Origin of the sequence: Sagittula sp. SSi028 (genome assembly GCF_048553715.1) — a bacterium.
Lineage (GTDB): Bacteria > Pseudomonadota > Alphaproteobacteria > Rhodobacterales > Rhodobacteraceae > Sagittula.
The window spans coordinates 236,211-249,292 of the sequence record NZ_JBLZNC010000002.1 but is presented as its reverse complement, the minus strand read 5'-3'; the positions used below and the strand labels follow the sequence as shown (position 1 = coordinate 249,292).

At 62.9% G+C, this 13,082-nt stretch carries 15 protein-coding genes; 10 read left to right on the top strand and 5 right to left on the bottom strand.

Annotation, left to right across the window (positions count from 1 at the left end):
• Nucleotides 1-14: 14 nt before the first annotated feature.
• The 10 genes from ACN5AZ_RS04685 to cysE all read left to right on the top strand — a co-directional run bounded on the left by ACN5AZ_RS04685 (nucleotide 15) and on the right by cysE (nucleotide 8,839).
• Entirely contained in the window at nucleotides 15-437 is a 423-nt protein-coding gene (locus tag ACN5AZ_RS04685) for a phage major tail protein, TP901-1 family (RefSeq protein ID WP_419427703.1), read from the top strand.
• Nucleotides 437-769 (top strand): gene transfer agent family protein, encoded by a 333-nt coding sequence (locus ACN5AZ_RS04680; RefSeq protein WP_419427702.1) that lies wholly within the window; start codon nucleotides 437-439, stop codon nucleotides 767-769. The genes ACN5AZ_RS04685 and ACN5AZ_RS04680 overlap by 1 nt, the downstream gene beginning before the upstream one ends.
• Nucleotides 756-962, top strand: a complete 207-nt coding sequence (locus ACN5AZ_RS04675; protein ID WP_419427701.1) for a rcc01693 family protein — start codon at nucleotides 756-758, stop codon at nucleotides 960-962. Before ACN5AZ_RS04680 ends, ACN5AZ_RS04675 begins: the two co-directional genes overlap by 14 nt.
• Complete coding sequence (locus ACN5AZ_RS04670; protein ID WP_419427700.1) at nucleotides 959-1,618, top strand: phage tail tape measure protein; 660 nt, start codon at nucleotides 959-961, stop codon at nucleotides 1,616-1,618. The genes ACN5AZ_RS04675 and ACN5AZ_RS04670 overlap by 4 nt, the downstream gene beginning before the upstream one ends.
• A gap of 22 nt (nucleotides 1,619-1,640) precedes the next feature.
• On the top strand, nucleotides 1,641-2,273 hold the full coding sequence (locus tag ACN5AZ_RS04665) for a phage distal tail protein, Rcc01695 family (RefSeq protein ID WP_419427699.1): 633 nt from the start codon (nucleotides 1,641-1,643) through the stop codon (nucleotides 2,271-2,273).
• Entirely contained in the window at nucleotides 2,273-3,157 is an 885-nt protein-coding gene (locus ACN5AZ_RS04660) for a DUF2163 domain-containing protein (RefSeq protein WP_419427698.1), read from the top strand. The genes ACN5AZ_RS04665 and ACN5AZ_RS04660 overlap by 1 nt, the downstream gene beginning before the upstream one ends.
• A complete protein-coding gene (locus tag ACN5AZ_RS04655; RefSeq protein WP_419427697.1) occupies nucleotides 3,154-3,588 on the top strand; it encodes an NlpC/P60 family protein in 435 nt (144 codons plus the stop codon). Before ACN5AZ_RS04660 ends, ACN5AZ_RS04655 begins: the two co-directional genes overlap by 4 nt.
• On the top strand, nucleotides 3,588-7,595 hold the full coding sequence (locus ACN5AZ_RS04650) for a baseplate multidomain protein megatron (protein WP_419427696.1): 4,008 nt from the start codon (nucleotides 3,588-3,590) through the stop codon (nucleotides 7,593-7,595). The genes ACN5AZ_RS04655 and ACN5AZ_RS04650 overlap by 1 nt, the downstream gene beginning before the upstream one ends.
• Nucleotides 7,592-7,915 (top strand): hypothetical protein, encoded by a 324-nt coding sequence (locus ACN5AZ_RS04645; protein ID WP_419427695.1) that lies wholly within the window; start codon nucleotides 7,592-7,594, stop codon nucleotides 7,913-7,915. The genes ACN5AZ_RS04650 and ACN5AZ_RS04645 overlap by 4 nt, the downstream gene beginning before the upstream one ends.
• Nucleotides 7,916-8,020: 105 nt before the next feature.
• The gene (gene cysE, locus ACN5AZ_RS04640) at nucleotides 8,021-8,839 is read left to right on the top strand and encodes a serine O-acetyltransferase (RefSeq protein WP_419427694.1); all 819 of its coding nucleotides are present in this window, start codon (nucleotides 8,021-8,023) and stop codon (nucleotides 8,837-8,839) included.
• Between the two features lie 56 nt (nucleotides 8,840-8,895).
• On the opposite strand, the gene ACN5AZ_RS04635 is transcribed toward cysE, so the two are convergent.
• The 5 genes from ACN5AZ_RS04635 to ACN5AZ_RS04615 all read right to left on the bottom strand — a co-directional run bounded on the left by ACN5AZ_RS04635 (nucleotide 8,896) and on the right by ACN5AZ_RS04615 (nucleotide 13,017).
• Nucleotides 8,896-10,041 (bottom strand): dihydrolipoamide acetyltransferase family protein, encoded by a 1,146-nt coding sequence (locus tag ACN5AZ_RS04635; RefSeq protein ID WP_419427693.1) that lies wholly within the window; start codon nucleotides 10,039-10,041, stop codon nucleotides 8,896-8,898.
• A gap of 3 nt (nucleotides 10,042-10,044) precedes the next feature.
• Nucleotides 10,045-10,287, bottom strand: a complete 243-nt coding sequence (locus tag ACN5AZ_RS04630) for a hypothetical protein (RefSeq protein WP_419427692.1) — start codon at nucleotides 10,285-10,287, stop codon at nucleotides 10,045-10,047.
• Nucleotides 10,288-10,298: 11 nt separating this feature from the next.
• Nucleotides 10,299-11,606, bottom strand: coding sequence for a pyruvate dehydrogenase complex E1 component subunit beta (locus tag ACN5AZ_RS04625; RefSeq protein ID WP_419427691.1), 1,308 nt, complete (start codon nucleotides 11,604-11,606; stop codon nucleotides 10,299-10,301).
• A complete protein-coding gene (gene pdhA, locus ACN5AZ_RS04620) occupies nucleotides 11,603-12,607 on the bottom strand; it encodes a pyruvate dehydrogenase (acetyl-transferring) E1 component subunit alpha (protein WP_419427690.1) in 1,005 nt (334 codons plus the stop codon). Before pdhA ends, ACN5AZ_RS04625 begins: the two co-directional genes overlap by 4 nt.
• A 107-nt stretch (nucleotides 12,608-12,714) precedes the next feature.
• Nucleotides 12,715-13,017: an FtsB family cell division protein gene (locus tag ACN5AZ_RS04615; RefSeq protein ID WP_419427689.1), complete on the bottom strand. Its 303-nt coding sequence runs from the start codon at nucleotides 13,015-13,017 to the stop codon at nucleotides 12,715-12,717.
• Between the last annotated feature and the right edge of the window lie 65 nt (nucleotides 13,018-13,082).

The following is a 13,082-nucleotide window of genomic DNA, read 5'->3' as shown; positions in this document are numbered from 1 at the left end:
ACGGAGTGTAAACGATGGCTGCTCAGAACGGTAAGGACCTGCTGGTCAAGGTCGACATGACCGGCGACGGTGTCTTTGTGACGATGGCAGGGCTGCGCGCAACGCGTGTCAGTTTCAACGCTGAAAGCGTGGATGTGACTACCTTGGAGAGCCAAGGCGGATGGCGTGAACTGCTGGCCGGTGCCGGTGTCAAATCCGCCAACATCAGCGGGTCAGGTGTCTTTAAGGACGATGATACAGACGAACGTGCGCGGCAGATTTTCTTTGATGGAGAGACCCCTGATTTTCAGGTGATCATTCCCGATTTCGGTACGGTCGAGGGGGCGTTTCAGCTGACATCCATCGAATACGCGGGCGCCCACAACGGCGAGGCGACCTACGAGATCGCCATGGCATCGGCTGGCCGTCTGTCCTTTACCGCGCAGCCGGTGGCGTGATGGGCAATCCGTGGCGGGGGGATGTGACTTTGGTGATCGACGGTCGGCCGCACATCATGCGGCTGACGCTGGGGGCCTTGGCCGAGCTTGAGGCGGAGCTGGACAGCGGGTCTTTGGTGGCGCTGGTTTCACGGTTCGAGACCGGCAGTTTCAGCACCCGCGACGTGTTGAAGCTGATCGTGGCGGGGCTGCGGGGTGGCGGATGGACCGGCACCAGCGACGATTTGCTGGCCGCAGACATCAAGGGTGGTGCGGTGGCCGCAGCACAGGCGGCGGCGGCTCTGCTGGCGCGGGCCTTTGCCTTGCCGGAGATGGTCGATGAAAACGGGTGAGGGGCGTTTTGACTGGCCTGCGTTGATGCGGGCGGGCATGCGCGGACTGGGTCTGCGGCCGGCCGAGTTCTGGGCCATGACCCCGGCGGAATTCCAGATGATGCTGGGCGATGGCCAAGGCACGCGCCCCTTGGGCCGTCAGCGTCTTGGTGAACTGATGGCAGCCTTTCCCGACAGGAGTGACGAGACATGAGCGATATCGAGATCGAGACGCTGGGGGATGCGGCAGAGCATCTGGAGCGTTCGCTAAGTGGCGCATCGTCGATGGCGCAGGCCTTTGATGCGGAGATGCGGCGGATCAACACCACGTTCTCTGCCACGGGGCAAAGTGCGGCACGGTTGGAGACGTCAATGTCGCGCGGTGTGGCGCGTGCCATCGACGGGGTGGTGATGGACGGCGACAGGCTGTCGGACAGTTTGCGCAGTGTGGCGCAGTCAATGGTCGACACGGCGTGGAAAGCGGCGGTGAAGCCTGTGTCCAACCAGATCGGGGGCATGTTCGCCTCTGGTGTTGCGTCGGTGTTTGGCGATTTTGCGCCGTTCGCACAGGGTGCGAGCTTTGCCCAAGGGCGGGTGATGCCTTTTGCCAATGGCGGTGTGGTCAGCGGCCCTGTGAGCTTTCCGATGCGGGGGGGCACGGGGTTGATGGGCGAAGCAGGGCCGGAAGCGATCATGCCGCTTACCCGTGGGGCTGACGGAAAGCTGGGCGTGCGTGCCGCAGGCGGTGGGCAGGCGGTCAACATCGTGATGAACATCTCGACCCCTGATGCGCGGTCGTTTGAACGCTCACAAAGCCAGATCGCGGCCCGCATGAGCATGGCGTTGAGCCGCAGCGCTCGCAATCGCTGAATTCTACATCCAGGAGGGACCCATGGCATTTCATGAAGTCAGATTTCCGGCGGACCTGAGCTTTGGCTCCGTGGGCGGGCCGGAGCGGCGCACCGATATCGTGGCGCTGACCAGCGGTTTTGAGGAACGCAATACATCCTGGGCCCATTCACGACGCCGCTATGATGCGGGGCTGGGGCTGCGGTCGATGGATGATGTGTCCTCGCTTATTGCGTTTTTCGAAGCGCGGCGTGGCCAGCTTTATGCGTTTCGCTGGAAAGACTGGGCGGATTACAAGTCCTGCCCGCCCTCGCAGGAGGTGTCGCCGCAGGATCAGGTCATTGCACGCGGAGACGGGGTGACCCGCAGCTATCCGCTGATCAAATCCTACCGCTCCGGCGATGAAAGCTATGCCCGCCCGATCACCAAGCCGGTCTTGGGCACAGTCGTTGCCGCCGTCCAGAATGACGAGATGCGCGAGGGTGTGCATTTCGAGATCAATTTGACCACCGGGATTATCACTTTTGCCGAAGCACCGATGGCAGGTGTCGAGATCACCGCAGGTTTCGAATTCGACGTACCGGTGCGGTTCGACACCGATCGTATAAACGTCAGCGTTTCCAGCTTTCGCGCGGGCCAAGTGCCTGACGTTCCCGTGGTGGAGGTGCGGATCTGATGGCCGAGACAGAATTGTATGAGCACCTCGCCGGTGGTGTGACAACGGTGGCGCGGGCGTGGTCGGTGACCATGGCCGATGGGTCCACCCTTGGCTTTACTGATCACGACCAGACATTGGTGTTTGACGGGATCAGTTTTCAGGCACAAACCGGTTTGACCGCACGGGCCCTGACCCAAGCGACGGGGTTGTCTGTCGACAACACCGAAGCCATGGGCGCGTTGTCCGACACCGCCATCCGCGAAGAGGATATCGGCGCCGGTCGATATAACGGTGCCGAGGTGACATCTTGGTTGGTGAATTGGGCCAATGTCTCTGACCGCAAGATCTTGTTTCGCGGACACATCGGAGAGATCCGTCGCGGCGAAGGCGCATTTCATGCGGAGCTGCGCGGCTTGACCGAAGGGTTGAACCGGCCCGTGGCCCGCGTGTTCCAAAAGCCCTGCACGGCTGTTCTGGGGGATGCGGCCTGTCAATTCGATCTGTCGTCTGGTGGCTACAGGCATGAGGGGCCCTGTGTCAGCAGCGAGGACGGGCGGGTCTTTGGGTTTACCGATCTGTCGGCTTTTGAAGCGGGCTGGTTCCAGCGGGGCCGTCTTGAAGTGCGCAGCGGTGCTGCAACCGGTCTGGCGGGCATGATCAAACGGGATTTGCAGGAGGACGGCGGGCTGCGGCTGATCGAGCTGTGGGAGCCGCTTCGGGCGGAGATCCTGCCTGGCGATCAGATTCTGTTACATGCTGGTTGCGACAAACGTTTCGACACGTGTCGCATGAAGTTCAACAACCTGATAAATTTTCAAGGGTTCCCGGACATTCCTGAAGAGGACTGGATCACGGTTCAGCCGCAGAGCGCCGCGACCAAATCGGGGGGGAGCCGCCGATGAACCGGATTGTGACCGCAGCGCGTGGCTGGATTGGCACGCCTTATGTGCATCAATCCTCGGTCCGGGGGGCGGGCTGCGATTGTCTGGGCTTGCTGCGCGGCGTCTGGCGCGAGGTGATCGGCCCCGAGCCAGAGAAGATCCCGGCCTACACGATGGATTGGTCCGAACCGCAGGGGGAGGAACGGCTGTGGCGCGCCGGGCTTGAACATCTGGTGCCCAAAGCGCTGAACGATGCGGCATCGGGGGATGTGCTGTTGTTTCGTATGCGCGAGGCTTCGGTGGCGAAGCATCTGGGTTTTCAGGCCGAGGTGGGGGGGGAGCCTAGTTTTGTTCATGCCTATAGCGGGCATGGCGTCATCGAAAGCGCGCTGGGCGCGCCTTGGGCGCGCCGCATCGTCGCGCGCTTTGAATTTCCGACGGAGACAGAGTGATGGCGACGATAGTTCTTTCTGCGGCGGGGGCCGCCATTGGCGGCTCGATCGGGGGATCGGTTCTGGGTGTATCAGCCATGGCGGCGGGCCGTTTTGTCGGCGCAGCCGTTGGGCGTGGCATCGACGCAGGTCTGTCCAATCGCTTACTGAACCAGCGGGTGATGGGCCAAGGATCGGATGTGGTCGAAACCGGACGGATCGAACGGTTCCGCCTGAGCGGGGCCGGAGAAGGTCAAGCGCCAAGCCGCGTCTACGGGCGCACCCGGATCGGTGGGCATGTCATCTGGTCGACGGAATTCGAAGAGCACCGCCACGAGACGATAACCCGCACCAGCGTTGATAGCGGAGGTGGCGGTGGCAAGGGACGTTCGTCGTCGCGGAGCACGACAACGACCAGCAGCACCACGCAAGTCAGTTACAGCTACACAGTCAGTCTGGCGCTTGGTCTATGCGAGGGGGAGATCACAAGCGTCGGACGCATCTGGGCCGATGGTGTCGAGATCGCGCCGAGTGATCTGAACATGCGCGTCTACACCGGAACGCGTCACCAATTGCCCGATCCCAAGATCGAAGCGGTCGAAGGGACAGGGCTGGTGCCCGCCTATCGCGGCACGGCCTATGTGGTGATCGAGGATCTCGATCTTGCGCGTTTCGGCAACCGGGTGCCACAGTTCAGCTTTGAGGTCACGCGCCCGGATTTGAGCGCCGATGATGTGCCGTCGATGCTGCGGGCGGTTGCCATGATCCCGGGCACGGGCGAATACGCCTTGGCGACGGAGCCGGTCTATTGGACCTATGCGGCGGGCGAGAACGCTTTGTTTGGGGTGGGGCCGAACGGGCAGGCGCCGGCCAATATCAACACGCCGTCGGAAGAGCCTGACTTCAACACCTCGCTTCGGCACTTGGCCGAGGAAGCACCGGCTTGCGGCGCGGCCTCACTTATCGTCAGCTGGTTTGGCGATGACCTCCGGTGCGGGTCGTGTGAGATAAAACCAAAGGTCGAACAGACGATACATGACGCAAGGATGCCATGGGTCGTCAGCGGACTGACGCGTGCGGCTGCTGACGAGGTGCCCAAGGATGCGGGGCGCGCGGTCTATGGCGGTACGCCCTGTGATGCCTCGGTCATTCAGTCGATCCGGCGGATGTCCGATCAGGGGCTGAAAGTCATGTACTACCCGTTTATCCTGATGGACCAGATGGCGGGGAACGGTTTGCAGGACCCTTGGACGGGGGCTGCGGATCAGCCGGTTCTGCCGTGGCGCGGGCGGATCACGCTGGATCATGCGCCCGGCCAGCAAGGGTCAAACGATCAGCTTGCCGGTGCGGACGCAGAAGTGGCGGCCTTTTTCGGCACAGCGCAAGCGTCTGATTTTACTGTCGCGGGCGGGAGCGTGTCTTACACCGGGCCGTCTGAATGGCGCTATCGTCGGTTCATTCTGCATCAGGCGGCGCTATGTGCGGCGGCCGGTGGCGTCGACGCCTTTTGCATTGGCTCGGAGATGCGCGGCCTGACGCAGATCCGTGGCGCGAATGGCTTTCCCGCGGTCGATGCCTTGCGCAGTCTGGCGGCTGAGTGCCGTGCCATCCTCGGCCCGCAGGTCAAGATCGGCTACGCCGCCGATTGGACCGAATACTTCGGCTACCATCCGCAGGACGGCTCTGGCGACCTCTATTTCCATCTCGATCCCCTCTGGGCAGATGCGAACATCGATTTCATCGGGATCGACAACTATATGCCGCTGTCGGATTGGCGTGATGGCGAGGATCATGCGGATGCCGATTGGGAACACATCCACAACCTTGATTATCTGCGCGCAAATATCGAAGGCGGCGAGGGGTACGACTGGTTCTATCCCTCTCCCGAGGCGAGATCGGCGCAGCGCCGCGATGCGATCTCGGACGGGGCTTATGGCGAGCCTTGGGTTTTTCGTTACAAGGACATCCGCAACTGGTGGCTGAACCGGCACTACGAACGCCGTGCTGGGGTGCGTCAGCCCGTTCCCACGAATTGGGAGCCGCAAAGCAAACCGGTCTGGTTCACGGAACTGGGCTGTGCGGCGGTGGACAAGGGGACCAACCAGCCCAACAAGTTTCTCGACCCCAAATCCTCGGAATCGCAATTGCCGTATTTTTCTACCGGGGAACGCGATGAAACCATCCAGCGGCAATATTTACGCGCGATGATGGGCTATTGGTCAGAGGCGGAAAACAACCCGCTGTCCGAGATTTACGGCGCACCGATGCTGGATATGTCGCGCGCCTTTGTCTGGGCGTGGGATGCGCGACCCTATCCCTGGTTCCCGGGCAACGATACGCTTTGGTCGGATGGCCCCAACTATCGCGCTGGGCATTGGCTCAACGGGCGTGTCTCTGGCCGGTTGCTGTCTTCGGTGGTCGAAGAAATCTGCGCCAACGCAGGTGTGACATTGATCGACACCAGCGGGCTTGCGGGGTTTGTGCGGGGCTACGTGGCGCCGGGACTGGGCACGGCGCGCCATGCTTTGCAGCCTTTGATGCTGGCCTATGGGTTTGATGCCATCGAACGCGATGGCGTGCTGGTGTTCCGCATGCGCGACGGGCGCAATGCCATCGATCTGTCGACCGAGGATCTGGCCGTCAGTGACGAGCTGGACGGGGATCTGGTCGAAACCCGCGAAGGTGAGGCGGAAATCACCGGTCGCGTGCGGCTGGGGTTTGTTCTGGCCGATTCCGATCACGTGACCGCCGCGGAAGAGGCCATTCTGCCGGATGATAAAACGCATGCAGTTTCCGACAGCGAGGTCGCGCTGAGCCTGACTCGTGGCGAGGCGCGGCAGATCGCAGAACGCTGGCTGGCAGAGGCGCGTCTGGCCCGTGATACCATGCGGTTTGCATTGCCGCCCTCGCGTTCAGATGTCGGTGCGGGCGATATTGTCCGCCTTCCCAGCCCCTCGGGGGATGTGCTGGCGCGCGTGGACCGGATCGAGATGGCAGAGCATCAGATTGTGGATGCGGTGCGCATTCATCCGGATGTCTTCGAGCCGAGCCAGATTGACGAGGACGGTGCTTCGCTGCGCCCCTTCACTGCGGCGGCGCCAGTTGTTCCGTTCTTCATGGATCTGCCCTTGCTCAGCGGGGAAGAGGACCCTTCTGCGCCGCATCTGGCGGTGACAGCCTCTCCTTGGCCGGGGGCGGTTGCGGTCTATGACGGGGCCGAAGATGCGGATTATCGGCTGAATGCCCTGATCAACGGCCGTGCGGTGGTTGGGGTGACCGAAACGGCGCTGGGGGCCGCGCGTGCGGGCCTTGTGGATCAGGGCGCGCCGCTTCAGATCCGTTTGGCCAGCGGAACGCTCTCCTCGGTCAGTGACGCGGCCTTTTTATCGGGCGCGAACCTGATGGCGATTGGTGATGGATCACCGGACAATTGGGAGCTGTTCCAGTTCCGGGATGCCCAGTTGCTGTCCGAGGGGCGTTGGCTGGTGTCACACCGTTTGCGCGGGCAGGCGGGGACCGACGGCACAATGCCTGATGAATGGCCCGTCGGCTCTTACGTTGTCTTGATGGACGGCGCCCCGCGCCAAATCGACATTCCGTCAGCGTTGCGGCGGGTGGTGCGACACTACCGGATCGGCCCCGCGCGCCGGTCCTACGATGACCCGAGCTATACCCATCTGGTCGAAGCCTTCGCCGGAAACGGTTTGCGCCCCTACCGCCCCGCGCACCTGAACGCGACTCAAGGGTCAAGCGGATTGGATCTGTCGTGGGTCCGCCGGACGCGCATCGCGGGCGATCCATGGGACGGCTACGACGTGCCATTGGGCGAAGAAAGCGAAGCCTACCTCGTGCGCGTACTGCAAAACGACAGCGTTGTGCGTGAGGTGCAGGTCAGCCAGTCGCAGTGGAGCTATTCCTCTGCCCAGCAAATGCAGGATGGGGTCACAGGGTCATTCGATCTGGCGGTCGCACAGATTTCGGCCACCTATGGGCCGGGCCCCTTTGCCGTGGTGCGTGTCGCCGCATGAGGCCGGTCCTGCCCGGAGATATCTCGGCTGCGGTGCGGGCGTTGTTGTCCGTGCCGCCGCCGGATCGAGCCGCGCTGGCCCGCCGGTTGGTTGAACAGGCCGCGCTGGCTGACAGTCACCGTCGTCGCACGGGCTGCGCGCATCCGGATTTCGGGGATGGCACGCTGATGGCCGCCGCTTTGCCGCATGCGACCGCGCGGGAACGTGCCATGACCGACCCTGAATGTCTGGACTGCATGGCGCTGCTATTACACGAACTCTCCAGTCACGGGGGCGTGGGAAACAACGATTTGGCCGCGCCCATCACCACATCTGGTTGACCTTATCACGGATTTGCGTTTCGCCTTGGGCGGTCTATCTGCTAAGCAGATGACAACGACGGACGGGCACGCCGTAGCAGGCCCTGCATCCAAGGAGACGACCGCATGGCTGAGACACGTGCAAAACTGGCCGAAGTCGATCCGGTTTGGGGTCGCATCACACGCGAGGCTCGTGAAGCGGTGGCCGAGGAGCCGCTGCTGGGCGGCATGGTGCATTACTCGGTGCTCCACCACCCCAGTCTGGCCCGCGCGCTAAGCTATCGTATCTCGCTGAAACTGTCGAATGGCGAGATGTCGGAACAGATCGTGCGCGAGATCTGCGATCAGGCCTTTGAGGCCGCGCCGGACCTGGTGCATGCCGCTCGCGCTGACATTGTCGGCACGTTTGAACGCGATCCCGCCTGCCATCGGTATTTGCAGCCCTTGCTGTTCTTCAAAGGGTTTCAAGCGGTGCAGGCCTACCGGATCGCCAATTGGCTGTGGACCGAAGGGCGTCGTGATCTGGCCTATTTCTTCCAGATGCGCTCGTCCGAGGAATTCGGCGTGGATATCCATCCGGCAGCGCGTATCGGGCGCGGCATCATGATTGACCACGCCCATTCCATCGTCATCGGGGAAACGGCTGTTGTGGGGGACAACGTGTCGATGCTGCATTCCGTGACCCTTGGCGGGACCGGCAAGGAAGACAGCGACCGCCACCCCAAGATCCACGACAACGTGCTGATCGGGGCAGGGGCCAAGGTGCTGGGCAATATCGTGATCGGACATTGTTCGCGCATCGCGGCGGGGTCTGTGGTGCTGAAGGATGTGCCGCCTTGCACGACTGTTGCCGGTGTTCCGGCAAAGATCGTTGGTGAAGCGGGCTGTGACCAGCCTGCGATGGAAATGGACCAAGTGTTCAAGGGCGAAACCTTTGGCATGTGAAACCGGCCAAAGGGAATGATCAGAGAACCCCGCCATCGGCGGGGTTTTTCGTACCCTCAGACCAGCAGCCCGGCGGGGCATTCCAGATGCTGTTTGATCGCCGCCAGCAGGGCCGCCCCCTCGGCGCCGTCAATCACACGGTGATCGACGGATAAGGAGAGGGTCATAACGGTCGCTGTGCGCAGTGACCCGTCCTCGGCCACCACGGGGCGTTTGCTGCCAGCCCCGACAGCCAGCATGCCGCTGTGCGGCGGGTTGATGATCGCATCAAAGCTGTCGATGCCCATCGGGCCCAAGTTCGAGACGGTGAAGCTCCCGCCCTGATAGGCCTCGGGCGGCAATTGGTGCGCCCGGGCTTTTGCAACAAGATCGCTCAATTCGGCAGAGATGTCGGGCAGGGATTTGCGCTCCGCCTCCTCGATGACGGGCGTGTAGATACCGCCCTTCACGGCGACGGCCACAGCGATATCCGAATGTTGCAGATGTTTGATATGATCGCCCGCCCAAACCGCGTTGGTGGCGGGCACCTCCTGCAGGGCAAGCGCGCAGGCCTTTACCAGAAAGTCGGTCACAGACAGGGACACGCCCCGTGCGGCGATCTGTGCGCGGCTGGCCAATAACGGGTCCAGTGTTATATCCCGGCGCAGGTAGACATGCGGAACCGTTTGTTTTGCATCGCTCAAACGGCTGGCAATGGTCCGCCGCATGGCATCAAGCGGCTGGTCGCGGTGCGGGCGCGCGCTCAAGGCGCGCAGATCGGGTGCGGCGGGTATGGCGCGCGGCGGTGTCGCCTCGGCCACCGCAGGCCGTTCAACGGTCCGGCTGGACCCGGCCACAGCATCGATATCGGCCCGCACAATCCGCCCGTCGGGGCCGGAGCCCGTCACCTGTGACAGTGAAATCCCGCGTTCCTCGGCCAGTTTGCGCGCGACGGGAGAGACCTTAATTCGCTCCGGTTTTGTCGCGTCCTGCAACACCGCCAGAACGGTGCCGACGGCAACCGGATCTGCGCCTGCGGCAACTGTGATGTGCTCGACGATCCCGTCGGTTTCCGCCTCAAGATCCAGCGTCACGGTCCCGGCCTCGACCTCGGCGATCAGATCACCGCTGGTGACGGCATCGCCCGCCTGCACCAGCCATTTGGTGATCCGCGCCTCTGTCATCTCCCCGCCCAGATCGGGCAGCCGGATCTTTGAGGTCATGGATCAGTGCTCCGCTTCCAGAACCATCGCATCAAACGGGGCAGGGGGCTGTTCCCCTTTGACCAGTTTGCCGATGGCAAGCGCGATCTCGTGACGCTGCGCACTGGCCCAGGCGCTGGCGGCGTCCTCTGTCACGTCCGCCATTTCGCGTTCGAGCAAGGACATGGGGGCCAGCGCCGCATGCGGGCCATAGCCGATGCCCAGCCCTTTCGGGCCAAGCCCCAGAATTTCGATCTCTTGTGCCATGTCTGTGTCCTTTACCTGTATGCCACCTGTTTGACGGCGGCGATGACGTCCTCTGTGCTGACCAACGCGCTGCGTTCCAGATTGGCTGCATAGGGCATGGGAATATCCTGTCCGGTCAGACAGATCACCGGCGCGTCCAGATCGTCAAAGGCGGCCTGCATCAGACCGGAGGCAATGGTCGCGCCGATGCTGCCGGTGGCAAAGCCGTCCTCGACGGTCACGCAACGGTTCGTCTTGCGCACTGAGGCGATCACCGTGTCCAGATCCAGCGGGCGCAGGCTGCGCAAATCGATCACTTCCGCCGACAGCCCGTCATGGGCCAAGGTCTCGGCCGCATCCAACGCACGCACCATGCCACCCCCAAAGGACACGATGGTCACATCCGTGCCGGTGCGGGCCACGCGCGCCTTGCCCAATGGCACCGTAAAGTCGGGATCGACCGGCACCTCGAAGGCTTGCCCGTACAGCGTTTCATTCTCCAGAAAGATCACCGGATCAGGGTCGCGGATCGCAGATTTCAAAAGCCCCTTGGCGCAGGCGGCGCTGTAGGGCGCGCAGACCTTCAGGCCCGGAATATGCGCAAACCACGCGGCGAAATCCTGACTGTGCTGTGCGCCCACGCGCGGTGCGGTTCCATGGGGGCCGCGAAACACGATGGGGCAGTTCAGCGCGCCCCCGGACATATAGCGCGTCTTGGCAGCGGAGTTGATGATCGGGTCCATGGCCGACAGCGCAAAGTTGAAGGTCATGAATTCCACAACGGGGCGCAACCCAGCAAAGGCTGCGCCCACAGCCACACCGGCAAAGCCGTGCTCGGTCACAGGCGTGTCGACGACCCGTTTTCTGCCGAATTCCTCCAACAGCCCTTGGCTGATCTTGAAGGCGCCTTGGTAGTCGCCGACCTCCTCGCCCATCATGAACACATCGCTGTCGCGGCGCATCTCTTCGGCGATGGCGTCGCGCAGGGCCTCGCGCACGGTCTGCACGCGGGTGGCTGTTCCTGCGGGCCAGTCGGTCGGGGCCGCGGTCAAAGCGACAGGCGACGGGGCAGGCACGGCCTGCGCCGGAACCACGTCTGCGTTGGCGGCAAGGATCGCAATGGCAGATCCCACCGGCACATCCGCAGTTCCCTGCGCCACCAGCAATTGTTGCACGACACCGGCGGTCTCGGCCTCGAAATCCAGCGTGGCCTTGTCGGTTTCGATCTCGGCGATGACGTCGCCTGCGGCCACGGTGTCACCCACCTTGACCAGCCAGCGCGCCAGCGTGCCTTCCTCCATCGTGGGGGACAGGGCGGGCATCAGAACTTCGCTGGTCATATGGCGGCCTCCGGCGCGGTCACGTCCGTCCACAGGGCTGTGGCCTCTGGCTCGGCGCTGGCGCGAGCAAAATCGGCGGCCTCTGTGACGATGGCCTTGATGTCCTTGTCGATGGCTTTCAGATCGTCCTCGCTTGCATGTTTTCCGGACAGCAGCAGATCGCGCAGGTGGTCAATCGGGTCACGTTCGGTGCGCATGCGCTGCACCTCGCCCAGCGTACGATATTTGGCGGGATCGGACATGGAATGCCCGCGATAACGGTAGGTCTTGATCTCCAGCAGGTAGGGGCCTTTGCCCGCGCGACAGTGTTTCGCGGCCTTGAGCCCGGCGGCGCGGACCGCCAGAACATCCATTCCATCCACCTGTTGCGAAGGGATGCCAAAGCCCGCCCCACGGCTGTGCAGATCAGGCGGCTGGGCGCCGCGCGAGGTCACAGCCTCCATCCCGTGTTGGTTGTTCTCGATCACAAAAACCACCGGCAATTGCCAGCGCGCGGCCAGCACAAAGGCCTCTGCCACCTGTCCCTGATTGGCGGCCGCATCGCCGAAATAGGCAAATGTCACAGCATCGGTGCCGCGGTATCTGTCGGCAAAGGCCAGCCCCGCCCCGATGGGCACCTGCGCGCCCACGATGCCATGCCCGCCGTAGAACCCATTTTCAGGGCTAAACATGTGCATAGACCCGCCCTTGCCGCCGGAATAGCCATCGGCGCGCCCCAACAGTTCAGCCATGATGCGTTTGGGGTCCATCCCGCAGGTCAGCATATGCCCGTGGCTGCGATAGGAGGTGATGCGCTTATCCCCGTCGCGCGCCGCCGATTCCAGCCCGACCACAACGGCCTCTTGTCCGATGTAGAGATGACAAAACCCGCCAATCAGCCCCATGCCATAAAGCTGGCCTGCCTTTTCCTCGAACCGGCGGATCAGCAGCATATCGTGGTACCAGCCGGTCAGATCCTCGGCGCGGGCCTCGGGCGCGGGCGCAGATGTTCGCGGGGCCATCGCGGCTTCCTCCGGTATGGTTTAAGGGTAAACGATCCGGCCAGAGGCTAATGCCCCACGCGCGGCCCGTCCAGACCGCGCAAGATTATTTCGTGACGGATCGGGGGTCAGTTGACGACGATTTCATCACCGCGCACCAGCCCCAGCACATCGCGGGCCTGCTGGTCGAGCAGATCGAGATCAAGGAAATCATCCGACAGCCGCATGGTCAGGTTTTCCATGCGCGTGACCTCTGCCTGCAGGTCGGCCAACTCGTCTTCGAGCTTGCGCGATTCGACTGCGATCTCGGCACGGCGGAACAGGCCGAAATCCCCCTGCACAGCGGCAAAGGTGAAATAGGCCGATAGGCTGAGCGTGACCGCAAAGAAGATCGGAACGCCCAAGGACGGACGGGAGCGACGGGATGTCATCAATGTTTTACTGCCTGCGTTGCATCGTCTGCGGATGCGATTGCTCCCAATCTGTCACGTCCCGC